This is a genomic window from Endozoicomonas montiporae CL-33 (genome assembly GCF_001583435.1).
Classification (GTDB): domain Bacteria; phylum Pseudomonadota; class Gammaproteobacteria; order Pseudomonadales; family Endozoicomonadaceae; genus Endozoicomonas_A; species Endozoicomonas_A montiporae.
The window spans coordinates 755584-775225 of sequence record NZ_CP013251.1; the positions used below are offsets into that span (position 1 = coordinate 755584).

13 protein-coding genes are annotated in these 19642 nt (G+C 50.4%); 4 read left to right on the forward strand and 9 right to left on the reverse strand.

Features of this window, described 5'->3' with window-relative positions:
- Nucleotides 1–90: 90 nt before the first annotated feature.
- Nucleotides 91–363: a DUF406 family protein gene (locus tag EZMO1_RS03380; RefSeq protein ID WP_034879682.1), complete on the reverse strand. Its 273-nt coding sequence runs from the start codon at nt 361–363 to the stop codon at nt 91–93.
- 253 nt (nt 364–616) lie between these two features.
- Nucleotides 617–2176 carry a SulP family inorganic anion transporter gene (locus tag EZMO1_RS03385; protein ID WP_034879685.1) on the reverse strand — a complete coding sequence of 520 codons (1560 nt, stop codon included), beginning with the start codon at nt 2174–2176 and terminating at the stop codon, nt 617–619.
- Between the two features lie 270 nt (nt 2177–2446).
- Between EZMO1_RS03385 and EZMO1_RS03390 the strand changes: the two genes are divergently transcribed.
- Together EZMO1_RS03390 and EZMO1_RS03395 are read left to right on the forward strand one after the other, a co-directional pair.
- On the forward strand, nt 2447–4486 hold the full coding sequence (locus tag EZMO1_RS03390; RefSeq protein ID WP_145912450.1) for a vWA domain-containing protein: 2040 nt from the start codon (nt 2447–2449) through the stop codon (nt 4484–4486).
- A 248-nt stretch (nt 4487–4734) separates the two neighbouring features.
- Nucleotides 4735–6285 (forward strand): trypsin-like serine protease, encoded by a 1551-nt coding sequence (locus tag EZMO1_RS03395; RefSeq protein ID WP_034879689.1) that lies wholly within the window; start codon nt 4735–4737, stop codon nt 6283–6285.
- A gap of 289 nt (nt 6286–6574) precedes the next feature.
- On the opposite strand, the gene EZMO1_RS03405 is transcribed toward EZMO1_RS03395, so the two are convergent.
- The 7 genes from EZMO1_RS03405 to EZMO1_RS03435 all read right to left on the reverse strand — a co-directional run bounded on the left by EZMO1_RS03405 (nt 6575) and on the right by EZMO1_RS03435 (nt 17115).
- The gene (locus EZMO1_RS03405) at nt 6575–7156 is read right to left on the reverse strand and encodes an electron transport complex protein RnfA (protein WP_034879691.1); all 582 of its coding nucleotides are present in this window, start codon (nt 7154–7156) and stop codon (nt 6575–6577) included.
- Nucleotides 7146–7832 carry an electron transport complex subunit RsxE gene (gene rsxE / locus EZMO1_RS03410; protein WP_034879693.1) on the reverse strand — a complete coding sequence of 229 codons (687 nt, stop codon included), beginning with the start codon at nt 7830–7832 and terminating at the stop codon, nt 7146–7148. The genes EZMO1_RS03405 and rsxE overlap by 11 nt, the downstream gene beginning before the upstream one ends.
- Entirely contained in the window at nt 7829–8584 is a 756-nt protein-coding gene (locus EZMO1_RS03415) for an RnfABCDGE type electron transport complex subunit G (protein WP_201772255.1), read from the reverse strand. Before EZMO1_RS03415 ends, rsxE begins: the two co-directional genes overlap by 4 nt.
- Nucleotides 8581–9672, reverse strand: coding sequence for an RnfABCDGE type electron transport complex subunit D (locus EZMO1_RS03420; RefSeq protein ID WP_051790734.1), 1092 nt, complete (start codon nt 9670–9672; stop codon nt 8581–8583). The genes EZMO1_RS03415 and EZMO1_RS03420 overlap by 4 nt, the downstream gene beginning before the upstream one ends.
- A gap of 12 nt (nt 9673–9684) precedes the next feature.
- The gene (gene rsxC / locus EZMO1_RS03425) at nt 9685–11076 is read right to left on the reverse strand and encodes an electron transport complex subunit RsxC (protein WP_051790736.1); all 1392 of its coding nucleotides are present in this window, start codon (nt 11074–11076) and stop codon (nt 9685–9687) included.
- A gap of 106 nt (nt 11077–11182) precedes the next feature.
- Complete coding sequence (locus EZMO1_RS03430) at nt 11183–16099, reverse strand: 2-oxoacid:acceptor oxidoreductase family protein (protein WP_034879695.1); 4917 nt, start codon at nt 16097–16099, stop codon at nt 11183–11185.
- Nucleotides 16100–16239: 140 nt separating this feature from the next.
- Entirely contained in the window at nt 16240–17115 is an 876-nt protein-coding gene (locus EZMO1_RS03435; protein WP_201772256.1) for an RnfABCDGE type electron transport complex subunit B, read from the reverse strand.
- Nucleotides 17116–17520: 405 nt separating this feature from the next.
- Here EZMO1_RS03435 and EZMO1_RS03440 point away from each other — a divergent pair, with 405 nt between their 5' ends.
- Nucleotides 17521–18378 (forward strand): DUF6279 family lipoprotein, encoded by an 858-nt coding sequence (locus EZMO1_RS03440; RefSeq protein ID WP_051790739.1) that lies wholly within the window; start codon nt 17521–17523, stop codon nt 18376–18378.
- Between the two features lie 55 nt (nt 18379–18433).
- Nucleotides 18434–19633, forward strand: coding sequence for a hypothetical protein (locus EZMO1_RS03445; protein WP_034879697.1), 1200 nt, complete (start codon nt 18434–18436; stop codon nt 19631–19633).
- The last annotated feature ends 9 nt before the right edge of the window (nt 19634–19642 follow it).

Below are 19642 nucleotides of genomic sequence, written 5' to 3' on the forward strand. Positions count from 1 at the left end.
CTGGATCAAAAGTTTGGAATCTTCAGTTTCATGCACTTTTACTCACTGATGAAAATAAAAGTGCATTTTCATGAGTTCAGTCGCGTAGAGTCAGGCGTTTTCGCCCAGCTTTTTATACTTGCTGTTAAATTCAGTATTCAACTGAAAAATCAGCTTTTCGGCGGCGCAGCAAAAATCAAAATGAGCGTGAATAACGGCGTCCTTTTCAAGAATTTCCGTTTCGTAGTCAATCAGGCAGGGGTCTGTTTCAATCTTATGGATAAGGGCGGTTAACTGATAAAGTCGTTCCCTCGCTTCCGGCAAATCACCGGCGTGGATGTCCATATCAAGATGTGTGTCTTTTGGGTCAGAAAGGCTGGTCATAAAGCCCCCTCCTGTATTTTTTGTAATGGGTAACTGTTGGTCAGGATTACTGCGCAGTTCCTTCTTCTGGTTACAATCCCTGTAACTTCTGGTGGATGATGACTCGACTATAACGTCAGTTAACAGTCGTTTTATGGATTTGAGTCAAATTTTGACAGGAAAAAACAAAGCGACCCAACCACTGGTTTTCAGTAGTTGGGTCGTTAGTGTGCGAGATGTGATGCAATAAGAGTCTGTTCAGCAGGATGAAAGATCAGGCATTGGTCGCCACAAAATACTTCGGATCTTCAATGACATTGACCTCAACCAGGTTGCCTGCCCGCTTCAGTAACTGGCGACAATCCGGGCTAAGGTGCAGCAGGTGCAGGGTTTTGCCGGAATTCAGATAACGCTCTGCCAGCGTATCAATGGCTTCGAGACCGGAGTGATCGCAGACTCTGGAATCGGCAAAATCAATAATGACATCTTTACCGGCTTCCTGTGGTTTGAACTGTTCCAGGAATGCTGTGGTAGAGCCGAAAAACAGCGGACCATGCACCTTGTAAACGGTGGAGCCTTTGTGGTCTTCCTGTTTTTCCACCCGGATATGCTTGGCGTGTTCCCAGGCAAAGATCAGGGCAGACACAATAACGCCGGTGATAACGGCAACCGCGAGGTCGGTTAATACGGTGACTACGGAAACGAGAATCAGCACAAAGGCATCCCCTTTCGGGATTTTGTTCATGATGCGCAGGCTACTCCACTCAAAAGTGCCAATCACAACAATAAACATCACACCGATCAGAGCCGCAATGGGAATCTGTTCAATCAGAGACGACGCAAACAGAATAAACACCAGCAGAAACAGTGCCGCCGAAATGCCGGACAAACGACCACGTCCGCCTGAATTCACGTTGATCATGCTTTGTCCGATCATGGCACAGCCGCCCATTCCGCCGAAGAAGCCGGTGGTAATATTGGCAACGCCCTGACCGATGCATTCCCGGTTTGAGCTGCCGTGTGTTTCGGTAATCTCGTCCACCATGCGCAGGGTCAGTAACGATTCAATCAAGCCAATGGCAGCCAGAATCAGTGAGTAGGGCAGGATAATCCACAGGGTTTCAAGGTTAAAAGGCACCATGGGAATACTGAACTCAGGCAGTCCTCCGGCAATACCGGCAACATCACCAACGGTTTTGGTATCCAGACCAAAAGCAATCACTACGGCACTGACCACGACAATAGCGGCAAGAGAGGATGGCACTGCCGTGGTCAGCTTTGGCAGAAAATGAATGATCGCCATGGTCAGAGCCACCAGACCGATCAGCATGTAGAGTTCGGTGCCTTCAATCCAGGCGACATCCAGCACACTGCCTTCAAGAAAAGTACCACTGAGCCAGCCAGCTTCGCCTGCTACACCAAACTGTCCGAGTTGGGCAAGGAATATGACAATGGCCAGACCGTTCACAAAACCCAGCATCACCGGGTGTGGCACCATTCGAATGAATTTACCCAGCTTGAGGGCACCTGCCAGCACCTGAATAATGCCCATTAATACAACGGTGGCAAACAGATACTGAACACCATGGGCAGCCACCAGAGACACCATTACCACGGCCAGCGCTCCGGTGGCTCCGGAAATCATGCCGGGCCGACCACCAATGAGCGAAGTAATTAACCCGACCATAAAGGCGGCATAAAGACCCACCAGAGGCTCAACACCTGCAACAAAGGCAAAGGCGACTGCTTCGGGAACCAGGGCCAGGGCAACGGTCAGGCCGGACAGCAGGTCACTTTTCAGACTGGCTGCTTTATTGGTTGTTAATTCGATCACGATATCTACCTGAAAAGTCAAACTGTTCTCTGTTATCGGCGGGGACAGGAGCCCAATAAGGCACGGCAAAGAGACAGGGAACAGGGTGCATTTTGTTGAATTATTGTTTGCCAGCGGATTTTAGACGAAAGCTGAATCATTCCTCAAGCTGAACCAAATCTGAATGACAGAGTACCTGACCTTGTCAGTCGGTTATTAGTTTCTATAGTCAGTGGGCTGCAGCAATGAATGTTTTTCAAAGTTCATATCTCTGAATTAAAGAGGAATAAGATGATGATCTGGAATCAGCTTCCGGTTCGAAACGTATTGCTGCTCTGTGTTTTATGGTTGCCTGCCCAGAGCTGGAGCATGATCGGTGTAGAGCATCAGCCAGCGGGCGCTATCGGGGGCTTCGGTAGTGCAGGCAACCTGCCGTTGTTTCGCGGGGCTGACCCCGAACAGATGATGAAGTCGCAAGTGATCTCTGATCTGGTTGATGGGATGACCGTAACCCCGGAAACTCACGGCATCCTCTTGCCGCCGGATGATTCGGATACGATTTCTTCCGGGTCTGTTCCCGCCCGTCAGGAGCAGGAGCCGAAATCGCTGCTACAAAAACCATGGCCTGAATTTTGGGAAGAAGAACGTGAAAAGCGGCAGGAATTATTGCAGGTTCTGGAAGAACAGGATGTTTCCGAGTTTGAACTGCGCGACCGGGACGACGTTTCGCAACAGGTTATTGAAATCCTCCACAGGGACAGGCAGGAAACCGCTTCGGTACCCGAACCTCCGGCTGACCCGGACGATTTTAAAGGGCAGCAGGTTTACCGGCAGCAGCAGGCGGCTGCATTTCGGGAACGGGATGAAGGCGACCTGGAACCGGCTTTTGCACGGGATCAGGATGAATCCATCGGTGACGGGGAAATGGTTGCAGAGGCGAACCGATATAATGGTGATGTTGAGCTGGACACCCGCCATGTCTACAAGGGGGCTGTTAATGGCATGGTGCATCTGCCTGATCAGAATAGCCAGTCGTCAAAAACACCTTCAGCTCCGCCTTCCGATGCTCCTCCTAGCTATCAGGAAGCCGTTGAAAATGGTGGTTATGTTCCTTGGGCTGTCGAGCCTCGGCTAACTTGGGTCATTCGAAATGGTCAGCTGGTTCAGGAACCGACTCTACCAATTGCGTCGAGTGTAGGGCAGGTGCGGGAGGTTAATCCATGGGTTAGACGTAACGGTGTTAAACAGCTTCCAGAGTCAACCCGAGAGCTGGGTTTGCTTGGGAAGTCGCAGGCAGCTGTGATCGAAGCGGCTTCATCACTGAAAATCCCGGTGGGTATTACCAGCAAGCTTTCAAGGCTGAGAGAGTATCATATCTATTTGATTGTTGACGACAGTGGATCAATGGGAGAGTCCGATACCGGTTTGTCGTACGAAAAAAACGGTTGTCCTCAGTTGTCCAGAATGGAGGAGCTGAAATTCCGGCTGCGGGCTATCATACCACTGCTGGCTGCTGTGTCGGTACAGGGCATCACCATTCGATGTCTGAACCGGTTTGAAGCCCAGTATATTTCCGGTGACATGAGCGTGAGGGATAAGGAAGCGGCGTTGCGTACTTTTGTTGATTCTCTTCAACCGTCCTATGGCACGCCCCTTAACCAGGCTTTAAAAGACAGTTTTGAAAACGCCAAAAGTCAACAGAGGCCTACGGTCGTTTATATATTTACGGACGGAGAACCCACTGACTATGCCGCAGGCGCGTCTGGCTCTCAGGGCTTCATTAACCTGATCAGACAAATTCGACGGGAAAGGGATGCCGAATTTTTCCCTATTGGTCTGATGCCGTGTACGGACAAAAAAAGCTGCATTCAGTGGATGAATGGGTTGGATGAAGACACGGACCTGGGATGGATACAGGTAGTGGACGATTATTTCTCAGAACGGAAAGAAGTTTATGATCATCATGGTGGACTCATTCCTTACACTATTGGGCTTTACCTTGCAGCAGCGTTGCTGGGACCCGTTGATCAGGTACTGGATAACCTCGATGAAAGCACCATTTTCACCAAACGGCAGTTGGAAGAGTTTATGGGGTATCGAGTATCCAGCGAAGAGTACCAGCGTTACCGGAGCAGTGCACAGGAAGCCGTTCGGAATAGACACATGTGGGGACATGGCAGGCATCCGGTTGACTGGCTGAACCGGGAACCTATCTATCTTCAGGGGCAGGCACTGTTCCGGATTGATAGCGGTTGCCGGTACTCCGATTCAGACGACAATGATCCTGATCCCTATAACCCGAACGAATGCCCGCTATGTACTATTTTGTGATGTGATTAATGAAAAGCCCTGTTTCATGAGGGCTTTTCATTATCAAGGTATTCAATAAAACGAAACAGATACTACAAAGAATGAAGAGAGCTATTCAGGACTACACTGCATAAACAAATTAAAAGTTAGAGACGGCAATGATTATAAAATATCCTTTTTTGGCAGTAGTCTTGTGCAGTGTTTTATTGGCTGATGATTGTAAGGCTAATCACCGCGTAAAGAGAATTCTTGGCGGTGACCCAGTACCGATGGACACTTATCCTGAAATAGCCTTTTTTGAAAAAGAAACACGTTATGGAAGGTCGAGCTGTACCGCTACATTGATTGATGTCCGAACGACTGAACCCAAGCTGGCGTGGTTTTTGACAGCCGCTCATTGTGCTTATGCGGGAGAAGAAAAGAACATTAAATTGTCGATGCGGAACTACCATGACCGGCACATGGATAATATACCGGTTGCCAGAGTGTACCAGTACGAAGGTTGGAAAATAGGTGGTTACGAAAAATTGTCAGGAATCATGATAAACGACGCATCCCTGCTTGAAGTTCAACTGCCGGAAGGTCTTGAGCGCATAAAACCCATGCGGTTAACGTATCGGGATGTTTCTGATGATGATATCGAAAAAGGTGATTACGCCGATGCGACTGCTGCCGGTTATGGGTTAACCGGTGATGAAAGCAGAGGGCAGTTGAATAAAGTGATTGCCCCGGCCATGACCAAAAGGCGTTGCTGGGGTGAGAATATTGTTTTTGCTCCTTTGTTCAAAAGCATCCTCTGCGGAGGAAAATTCACTAATGGAGGTAAAGGGGCTTTTTATGGTGATTCTGGCAGTCCTTATTTCATCACTGAAAATGGTGTCAGAAAGCAAATAGGTCTGGTTAGTTATGGCAGTTTTTCTGAAACATTTTCTCAAAATAATCTGCAACGAGAGCTGTATAACATTACTTATTGTGCTCGCATAGAATTTTTAAAGGATTTTATAGTCAGTCATGTGGGTACAGGTAAAAACAGGCTGTTCAGCTGGGGGAAGGGCTCCGAGGGCGCAGCCAGAGTGTTTAAGCAAGGAAGCAAACCATTAGGTATCTGCAAGCCAGCCTCCTCATCGCAGGTGTGTACCCTTGATATTTCATCCAGTGAATGTATCTGTCCAACGGAAGATCAGATACTGACTATCACCAATGCTAACCATTTTGAGGCGCTTCAAGGCAATTTGCTAAAACTGTATCGCTGGCATGACTGGGATGGAAACATTGGAAAACACTTTATTTTCAGCACTAACAGCCGGGATAATCAGCAAGAGATGATTGGGTCAACCGGGTCTCCTGTCTCTGACCCGGTTCCATGTCTGGTTAATTTGTCGGACGAGAGAAAGCAGCCAACAGGCTCTGTTTTCAATGCGACAGAAATATTACCTTCTGGACGAAATCTGACCAGTCCTGTTCCTGCTTATCGTCCACTGTCTTCTTTTATCGGAACACTGGATGAAAATAATCAATGCCTTGTCAGGCTAAATGAGAATCAGGTGGTTGCTTCAACACAGTTTAAAATTCTGGTTCATTACACTTATCAAGACCCGACAACGACAACGACAACTGTATTGGATCAACTGACAATGTCCTCAAAGCCGGAGCAGGCATTAAGTAAAGGTACAATTGCAGGTATTGCTGTGGGCGTTGTAGTTTCTGTGGTTGTCGTAATGACAGCTATAGGTGGTATTACGATTAAAAAAATGAAACAGCGAGGTGGAGCTGGTTTTAGTTCACAGGGTGTTCGGAATCAAGCGTACGCAAGTGAGTAATAAGCCCGTGTTGCCTGTGAAACGTTAATTCTTGTGATATTAAAGAGGCGTAGTTGCTTCAGAGCACCTTCCTGTTTTGAAAGTGCTCTGGAACGGTGAGATCAAGCTCTGTTGACTTGACACAAATGGCGATTAGCGCAGCATTTGCAAGCGGTATTCCCGCCATCCTCCCGGAATGGTCCACATTCCGGGTTGTTCTTTTCAAAATTACGGTACAGTTGTTGTACACCCAGCCAACCCGCCATGGTCAGCATCAGTACAACCACTGCCGTTAACATCTGAAACAGCATCAGGCCCCCAGTCCGGCAAAGCCCATAAACGCCAGTGACAGAACGCCACCAATCATAAGGGTCATGGCTGCCCCTTGAGCGACAGACGGCGTTTTTGCCAGTTCCAGCTTTTCGCGAATACCCGCCATCAGCAGCAATGCGATACTGAAACCTGCACCGGCTCCCAGGGCAAAGGCGACACTTTGCGGGAAGTTATAGCCACGGTTGGTCTGAAACAGCGCCAGACCCAGAATCGCACAGTTGGTAGTAATCAATGGCAGGAAGATACCCAGTGCCCGGAACAGTGCCGGACTGAATTTCTTCACAAACATCTCGACCAGCTGAACCGACGAGGCTATGACAGCGATGTAACAGATCAATCGCAGGAACTCGATGTTCAGTGCGATCAACAGCAGGTTAATGACATAGGCACTGGCCGAACTCACCAACATTACAAAGGTTGTGGCAAGTCCCATGTTCAGGGCGGTGTCTCGTTTGTTGGACACCCCCAGAAACGGGCAGATACCCAGAAACATTGCCAGCACAAAGTTACTGACAATGGCTGCATTCAGAAAGATACTGAACAGGCTTTCACTTTCCATGGGCTAAAGCCTCCCCTTTAAATTGCTCTTCACCCTGTGCGTCCTTTTGCTCTTTGCGCATACGAACAAAGGCAAACAACAGCAGCCACGCACCCAATACAAAGAAGCCACCGGCAGGCAACAGCATGACGATCCAGGGTTCAAAACCGGCAGGCATGATATTGATGCCGAACAACGCACCCGCGCCGAGGATTTCCCGCACCGAACCCAGACTGAACAGTGCCAGTGTAAAACCTGCACCGGTACCCAGACTGTTGACCATGGAGGCAACAGGCTTCTGCTTGGAAGCGTAGGACTCCGCACGACCCAGAATCACACAGTTCGCCACAATCAGCTGAATGAATGCGCCCAGAGCGTTATACAGATCCAGACTGATGGCCTGAATGATGTAATCAACAATGGTCACAAACGACGCAATAATGACGATGTAGGTCACGATGCGAACTTGCTTGGGAATCAGATTACGAACCAGCGAGATCAATCCGGTAGACATCAGCAGTACAAAGCTGGTGGCCAAGCCCATACTGATGGCATTGATAGCCGAGTTGGTTACAGCCAGTACCGGACACATGCCCAGTAACATCACAAAGACCGGGTTTTCCCGCCACAGGCCACGCAGAAAGGTATCTGGCGTGACGTTCTCATACTCTTGTTTTTTCTTCGGCACGCTAATCATTCGCTTGCCTCGCTCTCTGTTAAAGAATTGAGAGTTAATGAATCCAGATGCTGGTGAATCACCGGCAGCCATTGTTGTGCGCTCAGGTTAACCGCCTGGCCAATGGCATTGGAGGTAATGGTGGCGCCACTGATGGCATCAATTTCCCAGGCATTTTGTTTGGTACCGCTTTTTACCGTGACAACGTCGTTTGCCAGTGCCGAGCCATCGGCAGACAGACGGGCATCGAGACGATCAAAGTTGGCGAGGAAGTCCTCGTCAGTCAGTACCTTGTCACCCAGTCCCGGCGTTTCCGTCATGGTCAACACCTGATAAGCAGTAATCGCTTCCAGCTCAGGCTGATAACCAAACATGATATACACCGGACCGGCATAACCGGAGGCAACGCCAGGAATGGCAAGCCCTTTCAGACCACCGCTGGCATCGTAGCCACCGTAGATAACAAAGCCGTCTTTATCGGTCTGTTCTACCGGAACGATGCCGGATTCCGAGATCACAAAAGAGCGGCTGGTGGTCGCACCATGCACCACATTGAAGACTGCCGCTTCCGTGGCCGCTTTCTGGTTGGCTTCGATATACGGCATTGCCCATTGAACGACCATGACCACCAGAAAGCCCGACAGCAATGCGGTTAGTGTCAGGGTGCGGAACATCGCCATCACCGGTGTCTGAGGTGCTGCCTGTTCTACTGGCTGCTCTTCCATCGGTGTGTTGGCAGGTACCTCGGTCAGAGGAATATCGTTACTGCTCATGCTTCCTCCCGGGATTGTGGTTTCAGGCCGGCACCACGGGCACAAGTACCAAAGGCTCTTGGTTGAGTCACGCTGTCAATTAACGGTGCCAGGGCATTTGCCACCAGAACCGCATACATAGCACCTTCCGGCAAACCACCAAACAAGCGGATAATGACGGTCATAAAGCCAATGAATAAACCGTAAATCCAGATGCCTGTTGGCGTCAGAGGTGTTCCCACCATATCGGTTGCCATAAACATTGCTGCCAGCATCAGGCCGCCAGAGAAAATAACAAACAGAGGTGATGGATAAATGTCGGCATTCATCAGCCAGAACGGTGTAGCGGTCAGCAGCGCACCCAGAATAACGGCTGCAGGAATTTTCCAGCCCATAATGCCACGGGCAATCAGGAAACCACCGCACAGCAGCACCAGCAGAGCCGAGGTTTCACCGGCTGAACCACTGACCATACCCAGCATCAGATCCGATGTGCTGGTGGTCACCTGTTCAAACTTGAACAACGACAGTGGTGTAGCGCTGGAGTAAGCATCTACTTGACCGGCAATCCACGCACTACTGTCAGCCGGAGACATAAACGGCAACGCCAGACTGGACGGGATAAACGACGAAAAGCGTTCAGGCAGGAAGCCGGGTGTCCATGTGGTGATAGAGACCGGAAAGGCTGCCTGTACAAAAGCACGACCCACCAGTGCAGGGTTGAACGGATTTTGCCCGAGGCCACCAAACAACATTTTGCCCAGCGCAACGGCTACAAAACCGGCAACCGCCGCCATCCATAGTGGAAAGCCCGGTGGCAGTGTCAGTGCCAGCAGAATACCGGTAATGACCACGCTGTAATCGGAAAGCGTACTTTTTTTATCGGAAATAGCTGTAAACAGCTGTTCCGTTGCCATGCACGACAGAGTGGTAATAATGATGAGTGCCAGTGCGCTCAGGCCAAACTGCCACACTGACCATGCACAAATAGGCAGCAGGGCATACACCACATTGCGCATGATCTGTGGCACCGTCAGCACCTTCTTCAGGTGTGGCGAAGTGCGAATGGTTAAGGGAGCGCTCTTATTTCGCTCAAGGCTGTTATTCATAGTCTTCCACCCTTATCGTGCATTGCGAGCTTTTTGACGGATGGACTGCTTGGCGACCCGGATTTTCTGGGTCAGGGGAATGTTGGCGGGGCATGAGTTACTGCAGCAGCCACACTCAAAACAGTTCATCAAATGATACTCGTCCATCATTTCCTGATGACGGCTGACGTCAGCCAGCTTGCCGAGCATGGAAGGGTTCAGGTACATAGGGCAGGCTTCAACGCAGGCGCGACAGCCAATACAGGGCATTTCAGGTTCATTACAGCAGGGCAGTTGTTCCGGTGGAAACACCAGTATGCCGGTAATGCCTTTGGTAGTGGCAATATCACGGGTGGCGATACTCATGCCCATCATGGGGCCACCCAGGATAATCATGCCGGGTTTTTCTATGGCACCTACCTGTTCAAGGACATACGGCAGTGGTGTACCAAGAGGGATAATGTAGTTGCCGGGTTTGCTGACACCGGGACCACTCACGGTGACGATTCGTTCAATCAGTCCACGACCTTCCGGCACCAGCTCACCAATTTGCGCCAGTGTGCCCACGTTGAAAACAGCACAGCCAATATCAGCAGGAATACCGCCCGCAGGTACTTCCAGTCCCAGCAGACTTTTCAACAGCATTTTTTCTGCACCCTGTGGGTAACAGGTCGGTACGGCTTCGCAGGTGATGTTAGTCAGTTGTTGTTTGTTAATGGCCTCACGGATTTTTTCAACCGCGTCCATCTTGTTATCTTCGATACCGATAATGGCTTTTTCAGCCCCCGAAGTGACCATGGCCAGCTGCAAACCTTTCAACAGGTTATCGGTTTGCTCCAGCATGGTTCGGTGATCGCAGGTCAGGTAAGGCTCGCACTCGCAACCATTTGCCACCAGAGTGGTAATGGTTTTACCTTTGGGTGCTTTCATTTTGACGTGAGTCGGGAAGGCTGCACCGCCCAGCCCTACGACGCCGGCATCCTGTACTGCCTTAACCAGTTCATCAGCAGACATGACCTTGGTATCACGCGGCTGCAGATAACGGATGGCCTGGTCCGAGGAAGGCCAGGTATCAATCAGGATGGCGGGCGTTTTGCTGCCATTAGGCATGGAGACCAGTTCATCCACCGCAGAGACCGTACCGGTTACTGGCGCATGAATGGGGGCAGAGACAAAACCACCTGCTTCGGCAATGGGTTCTCCGCGCATAACATCCTGACCTTTGGTCACGATCGGTTTGGCAGGTGCGCCAATGCTTTGCGACAGGGGAACAATAATTTTGTTAGAAAACGGCATTCGCCGTATAGGCTTATGCTCGGTCAGTTCTTTATGGTCTTCCGGATGTATACCGTTGGCAAAGCTAGTGCCTTGCCAGGGTAACTTCAGAAAACCTTTTTGGGTAAAAGGTTGGTTAAAAAGAGACATTGATGGAAATCCTTTTGACTGAAAAGCATCAGGCAGAAATAACAAGGGTGGGCAGTGCCCACCCTTTTGCTTTTTATAAGAAAGCTACTTCACAGCGAAGATTGTTTTACTGGAACTTCTCAGCTCGCTTGATCAGCTTATCCAGATCCTTTTCACTTTGATCCCAGGGGATACCGGGGTGAATGCTGCCAGCAGTACACTTCTCAGCCGCCTTTACAATATCCTTAAAAGCAGCGCCCTGCGGGTTCGTGATCTGCACCTTGCCATCGCTATCGTAAGCGAAGACGCCGGGCGCAATGTTGATACACTCATCACAGGCAGTACATTCAGCACTTTCTACCCAGACACCTTCACCGACCTGTACAGCAGGGATCAGGTTGTCACCCTGTGCAGCAGGTGCGGCAATCGTAGGAGACACGGTGATGGTGCCCACCAGTTCCTCTATCTTGCCGGTCAGCTGGCTGGCCAGTTCGGCTTTCGCCTCGGTAGCAGCAGCTTTCACCTTCGCCTGATTTTCTACGCCAGTCAGGCTGCGAAGCTGACGCCAGAAGTGACGACGCTCGTCGCAGGAATTCACCATTTCCTGAGCCACCAGAACACGAACCAGGTGGTTCTTGCTGTCGGTAGCCATCACGTAAGGGAACAGGCCTTCACGGTCACTGTTGTCCATTCCCAGGAACTCGTGCAGTGGCACCATTTCGTCGTTCCAGGCATCCTGAGGCACCTTACGGAAGTGCTTGCTGAAGCGACCTTCAGTCATGGCAAAGTCAGCGAAGGTAAATGGCAGTTCCATCGTCTTCTGCTCGCCTTCTTCATCCAGATACTTGATCGGATAAGTCAGCCAGTCGTCGGTCAGCTTGGCATTACCTTCCAGTGATGCACAGTCTTCATAGCTGGTGCCTGCATCCGGATCGTAGCGGAACAGTGGGTAGGCACGGGAATCGACCGCCAGTTTGGACTGATGACGAGCCATGTCGTCGGCAATACCGTGTTCTACCGGACAGGCGGCGTAGATGTTAAACAACGCCGGATGACGACTGTTGAAACCATCAATAAAGCCTTCCAACAGGTGTGTCGTGTGCGCCGCAGAACTCTGCAGGATAAAGCTGGTGCGATGCGCCATACCGATCAGGCTGATCTCCTTACGCATCTCGGTCTTACCGTGTTTGGCTTTACCGTATGGGCTCATGTCAGCGACCTGACCCACAAAGCTGGAGGTACAGGCCTGACCACCGGTGTTGGAGTACACCTGAGTATCCAGCACCATCACCTTGATCGGTACGCCTGATGCCATGGTACGGGACAGATTCTGGAAACCGATGTCGTACATCGCACCGTCACCACCAATGGCAACAACCGGTGGGCACAGACGGTATTCTTCATCACTGAAGTCATTCCACTTGAAGTGGGTGAAGAACTTGTCGTGTACGTCAGAGTCGTACTTGCCTTCCAGCTCCAGTTTCGCCTGACGAATGGCCTTGAAACCTTCCGCCATTTTCACCATATGGCCTTCGAAAAGACCCATTGCCAGCGATGTGCTGTCCTGGAACAGGTGGTTCGCCCATGGGAATGGGTATGGGTTGTATGGATAGGTAGCCCCCCATACAGAGGTACAGCCGGTGGAGTTGGTGATACCCATCGCTGCACGACCACGGCCAGTGGTGCCTTCGGTGTAGCGATACTTCAGGTGCTTCAGTTTTTCAACCAGCTGGGTCACCCAGCGCAGCCACTTCGGATCAATCGGTGTGCTGGCACCTTCAGCGTTCAGGCTGTCGGTCAGGTTCGCCAGCGTCAGGTCATGGTCGCTGTGCTCTTCAATGGCGTGCTCGATGGCATCCACATTGCTGATATCAACGCCACCCGCCAGCTTCATGCGAATGTGGGTTTCCAGCCTGGCGACCAGATCGTCAATCTCTTTCAGGTGTGCCTTGATACGCGGCTGCATCATTGCCGTCACAGTAGACGTCATCAGATGGATGATGCTCTTCTCACCACAACCCAGACAGGCACCGTCACCACAGACAGTGGACATGTAGTTTGCCTTGTCCATCAGCAGGGTTTCGAGTGCACCCACTTTTTCGTCGAGGTCATCAATACGGCTGAACTGTTCGCTGGTGGTCGGCAGATCCATCCAGAAATCCCAGTTCTTACGCATTTTCTCAACAGACTCATCAGTCTGTGGCTTAACCACCAGGGCGTTGTCGGTACAGACCTGAACACACTCCATACAGCCTTTACAGGTGTTGGGGTTCAGGGTGATAGACAGCAGACCACCGGAGCCTTTCGCCTTCTTCTCACGACTGGTGTAGTACGGTTTGGTAATGGAGAAATCAAACTTGCTGACCTGATCAAGCAGCAGGCTGAATTCCTGTTCCTGGGCTTCTTTCTGGGAACCTTCCAGAGTGGAGTTGCTCAGATGTTCCAGAACCGCCTGATCAATCAGCAGGTTCGGATTAGAGCCTTCACCACCGGCTTCGATCAGTTCGCGTACACGCTTTTCAATAGCGCGGGTGTCGCGACGCAGGAAGCGGGTAGGCATGCCCTTGGTTTCGATGCGGTTAATGGCAGTTTCAAAGACTTCGCCGAAGGTGTTAACCAGTGCAGGTAATGCACTGTCCGGACAGATGGTGAAACAGTCGCCACAGGCTGTACAGTTTTCAGGAATCCATTCAGGGTACTCAAAACGAATACCGGTCATATCACGGTAAGCGCCGGTACCGGCAGGCATCAGGCTCATCGCCAGACTCGGGTCGGCAGGATTGCCTTCACCGTCGCCTTTTGCGTAGAACGAAGCAGTGTCGTCCCAGAACTTGTGCAGGTCAGAAATGCCGTCTTTGCTCACAGGAACCTGTTTCAGCATTACGGGCAGTTTTTCTTCTTTGCGAACTTCTGGCAGAGAGGCACCAACGACCTTTTCAGTGATCTCAACCATTTCGTCAAAGCCGCGACGAACCACACGAATGTTGTCTTCTACAACGTGGGCACCCTTATGGCCAAACTTGCTTTGCAGCTGGCTGCGGATCGCTTCAAACAGGCTGTCCTCGGTGAGGACGCCGTTGCTTGATGAAGAACCGCGCTTGAGCAATGGAGACGCCCGGAAGAAGGCCCCCTGGAAGGCGTTACCCTGCATACGATACTGGAGCTCAGGGTTGGAGGCCTCTTCACGAGCGATCTTGAAACCATCCAGATAATAAATATTGATATCGTTATCAACGATATACTGCTGAGATGCACGAGGGATGGTTGCCCAGACTTCCTCTGGTGTTTCGAGAGAACTCTGGATAATAAATACACCGCCCGGCTTCAGGCCAAACAGTGGGTTGGAATGACCAAATACGTTGGCATCCGGAGACATCACTACGTCTACATAATGGTATTCGCAGTTGATGCGGATAGGCTCAGGGGCTGCAGACAGGTAGTAAGTGGTGGGCTGACCTTTTTTCTCGGAACCGTATTTCGGGTTTGCACGAATGTCATAACCCAACAGGTCGAACAGTGTGACCGCCAGGTTCTTGCCGGTGGTGATCATACCCCAGCCGCCGATGGAGTGCAGACGGGCTGTAATGGCACCTTCTGGCAACAGGTCAGGATTCTCAGAACCTTTCAGGCTCATCTTCTGAATGTCAGGGTAAGCGTCCAGCAGTTCCTGACGACGAATGTCTTCTTTTGGTGTCAGGCCTTCTTCACGGGTGAAATCAATACCCAGATAGAAGAACTTTTGGTGTCTGCCTTCTGGCAGCATGTTTTCAACGGCGGCAATGATGCCCTCGGGTTGCAGATCGCGGGAACCCAGACCGAAGCAACCAGAGTACAGACGTGGTGTATCAAACTTGCTGTAGGTGGCGTAGTGCTCATAAGGTGTTTCGTCCTGAGCAATACCATTCTCCTGACACTTGGTGATCGCTGCACGGATTTCGCGAATCACAGGCAGGTCTTCTGCCAGAGGCTGGTCGGTACGTTCCAGAACCACAACGCCTTTACGGCCTTTCAGGGCTTTACCGATCAGGTCACCCGGGAATGGGCGGTACATGGTCAGGTTAACGACACCCATTTTGATGCCACGCTTTTCATGCATGTAGTCGGCGACTGCGCACGCCTGTTCTGCCATGGAACCCTGTCCGACCACTACATATTCAGCGTCGTCCATCTTGTAGTTCATGACACGCTCATAGCGACGACCGGTGAGCTGGTAGTACTCTTCCATGCATTCGTCGGTGATCTTTGAGATGTGTTCAAAGAAGTAAGGACGCTGGGCGGCTACGGATTGCATGTAAGCGTCCTGATTCTGAACAGTACCCGCCACCACAGGGTTGTCTACGTCCCACAGCTCTGGTACACGACGGCGCTTTTCACCGTAGATCAGCTTCTGAGCCGGTGTCGGGCATTCAATAATGTCGTCCGGGCAGCCACAGAACTCTTCCACCAGATCTCTTTCCGGAACCATTACCGGCTCAATCAGGTGCGTGGTCAGGAAACCGTCCTGTGCGACAGCGGCAGGCGTCAGAGACAGCTCGGCAATCTTGCGACCAATCAGGTTGAGGTCGGCAGCTTGTTGGGCATTGGTTGCGAACACCTGAAAGAAACCAGTGTCGTCGATGCAATGGTAGTCGTCATGACCACAGTGTACGTTCAGGGAGGCTTTGGTAATTGCACGGGCGCCGACGTTCAGTACATAGGGCAGGCGCTTACCCACCGCTGCGTACAGGGATTCGTGCATGAACGCGATACCCTGGGCAGAACTGAAGTTGGTGGCACGCAGACCACTCATGGACATACCGGCGGTCACCGCTGCAGCAGCGTGTTCCGATTCCGGCTCGACAAAGATCAACGGCTTGCCGGAAACGTTAACGTGTCCTGCCGCCGTCTGCTCTGCCCAGTATTCACCCATCTGTGTAGACGGGGTAATGGGGTAGGCACCGGCAGCATCGGAGGCTTCACGCTCACACATGATCACCGCGGTGTTACCGTCGATGGCCATGCGCTTGCCTGGGTACTTGAATTGCTTTTCGACTGATTTGACCAAGAGGGATCTCCTTCCAAACGACCACTTCTTACTGTTTTAACCGCAGAGTGATCCATAAAGCTCCAGCTGTGGAACGGCTCTGAAAGGGTTAAAACGTTCGGGTTTCAATCTTGTATCAGGGCTGGTAAACCCTGACGCTGTTACGCAACAGGTAAGGCATCTTTGCGGATGACTTTCTTTGCTTTCTTGCCTTTACGGATAATGTCGTCTTTTTCAAGCCAGACGATGGCACCCGTTGGGCAACGTTCGATGGCAGCTTTTTCTGCCTTGTTATTCAGGGTGTAATTGACCGTAGCCAGATTGTTGCTGATGGCGATCAGGCCTTCAGCGGCATCCATTTCGCAGCGACCACAGGCCGTGCAGGCAACGCCGCAGTCAGACTCGGCTTTATCACCAAATTCTTTATTATTACAGGCCACCCAGAGTTTGTGACTGACAGGCTGCATGGACAGCAGAGTTCTGGGGCAGGCATCAATGCAGTCGCCACAGGCGGTGCATTTTTCTGCATCGACATGGGGTAAACCATTACGATCGAGGTAGATGGCATCAAACTGACAACTGACGACACAGTCACCCTGACCGAGACAACTCCAGTTACAACCTTTACCACCACCGGCCACCAGATCGGCGGCGCGACACCCTTCCATACCTTCGTAGTGCGCGCGTTGCCAGGCAACGTGAGAACCACCGGCACAGGCGACACGGGGCAACTGTTTCTCGGCAACACTCATGGCAACGCCGAGCATGCTGGCAATGTCTTTGTTTTTATCGCTGGAATTGGCAGTGCACTGACCGGGCTGGAATGTTCCGGCTACCAGACCTTCGGCAAAGGCGCGACAACCGGGGGAACCGCAGGCACCACAGTTGGCGCGGGGTAACAGGTCTTCGACTTCATCAATACGGGGGTCTTCAAAAACATAAAAGCGTTTATTGGCAACGATAAGCAATACAGCCAGTAACCCACCTAGAACGGCCATAAAGCCGGTGGCACTGGTGATGATCAGACTAGTATCCAATACTTACTCCCCCATTGGTTAGTCAGTTCAGGTATTCTCACTGTTTTATGTTTCAGACTGTTTGCGAAAGCACTCTTTAGCGGTGATCAGACTACGAAACAGGGCAAATTTATTCAGAGAAATACGCTGTGCCGGAACTTTGTAAGAACCCGGCTGTGTTCTTGTTTATTGAGATGGTGAAGATTGTTATTGAGTTTGTTAATTAATGATTTGATATGGGTCAGTTTTTGTTTCTATTTACAGAATTTGATAAAGCTTTATTCAAAAAGTATTTTTTAGTTAAGTATCTGAATGCAAATGATTACCTTTTAAAAGCGATCTTTCTCGCTAACAGACAAATGGAAATCATTATCCAGCTGATTTAAGGTATAGGCAGGCTCAATAATAAAAAGCACCCAGTGCCGTATGAATACTATAAAAAGAGTCTGCTGCCTGTTCCTTCTGATGATGCTGCCTTTTTTGCCGAGCTGCTCGACGACTTACGTTTACGATAATCTTGACTGGCTGGTGCACTGGTATGTGGACGATTATGTCACTCTGACCCCCACACAAAAGCAGGATTTTGACCGGCGTTTCAGTCAGTTACAGCAGTGGCATAAAAACAGTGAGCTTCAGGAATACCAGCTGTGGCTGGAAAGTATTCGTGACCAGTTGATGAACAAAGAATTATCACGCCACGATATTCTTGTCAGTGTGCGCTCGCATCGCATGAAATCGCTGACCTTCTGGCAACGGCTGGTGAGTGAGGCAGAGCCTCACCTGTTGCAATTGTTGGATCAGTTATCTGATCAACAACAGCAGGAACTGACAGAGAATATCCGGAAACAGTTGTTGAAGCGCTATGATCGCCGTGAGGCGCTTGGCCGAAAGGGATGGGAACGAGATAAGGTCGCCCGAATGGAAAAAGGGTTAAAACCCTGGGTGGGCAAGCTGGGTCGTGAGCAGAAAAAGTTGCTGATGAACTGGGCTGTCGAGTTGCATAACCTCGATCAGCAGAATCGTGAATTCCGCCTTGACTGGCTGGCACGCCTGACAGAGCTTCGGGCACTGCCACTGTCACAAAGACGTGGCAAATTCGCCATGCTGGTGGTCAATCCGGATCATTTCAGAACAACGGATCATTTGCAGAAGCTCGATGAGAACCGGGAGCTGACTGACAGAGTGATTGCCGAGGTTATCGCGTTACTCAGCCAGCGGCAGAACAAAATGGCTTTGGCTGAAATTGAGCAATGGTTGCAACGGATAAAAAGCACCAGAAGTTAGCAGGCCAGCAACCGATAACCTGATTAGACAAAGCGATCAATCAGGTTAAAGACGAATGATGCGGCCATTCAACCCCAATATAGTCAACAAATTCATTGGTGAAGGACAGTCACCTGATCGTATATTGCGCTTTTCCGATCAGAAACAGGTTGATAGTGAGAAAAAAGGGGTGCTTTGGCAGAGTAAAGAAGCTAAACGACTCGGCAAAGCCTTGCAGCTTTTTGTTAGTCGGCACCTGGAATTAGCAGTCAAAACAATCAATAAGCGGGCTATAAAGGTGGTCAATCGGGAGCAGTGCAAGAACCTGATCAATCACTATCGGAATCAGCCCGTCAGTGAAATTCATCAGCTGGAGATTACGCTGCTTGAGGCAGTTGTTAGCCAGAATCAGGAGGGCGTCAATAAAGCTCTGGATGAGATGAAAGATCTATTCAAATTGTCCTTTGGCGATGAGTGGCCTGAAAAATATCAAGCGTTTTTAAAGGATGAATCAAAGGAAATTTTAAAGTTAAGTCAGGCGCATTCAGATCAGGGTTTTATTTCCCGATTGATGTTTGGAAAGCCCAAATACAAAACAATGATAGAAGCTCTGGATAAGAAGATTGACAAGCAAAAGGGAGAGCTAAATAGAGCCAGACAGAAGCAGGACATTCAAAAATGGCAGGGCAATCAGCGCAAGAGAAAGTCAGGGAAACCGGTACAAAATCGTGATCAGGCGCGAGCTGCCAAGCGCAATCGACAGCAGAATACGTCTGGCAATATTCCGGCCAGACGGACGCAGAATCAACAAGTGCCCATTGACAGTAAGGCTGCACAACAGCTGGCTTTTGACATTGTTTGCGAGCAGGCCAAAGAAATAAAAGCTGAAGATTACCAACTGGCCATGGAGTATGACTTATTAAACAGCCACATGGTTGAAGCATTGTTGAGGGAAGGTGATGTCAGCCATGCGGCTGAGACATTTAAAGAGTTGGTGAAGGCTTTAAGACCTGAAAAGAAAGTGGCCAGTCAGCCTCCTCAGCGCAGTCAACGTCAGAATGTAGCAGGTAATCGGACTGAACGAGCCGAAGCTCAACAAGCCAGGCAGCTGCCTAATGATCTTCAAGTTGCTCAAAAGCTGGCTTTTGACATTGCTCGTGGTCACACCGAAGAGATAAGAGCTGAAGATTTTCAGCTTGCAATCAAGCATGGCTTATTAAACGGTGTAAGTGCTCAAAAATCGGTACATGAGGCAAAGTTGCAATTTGTCGTCTAACCTCAATCC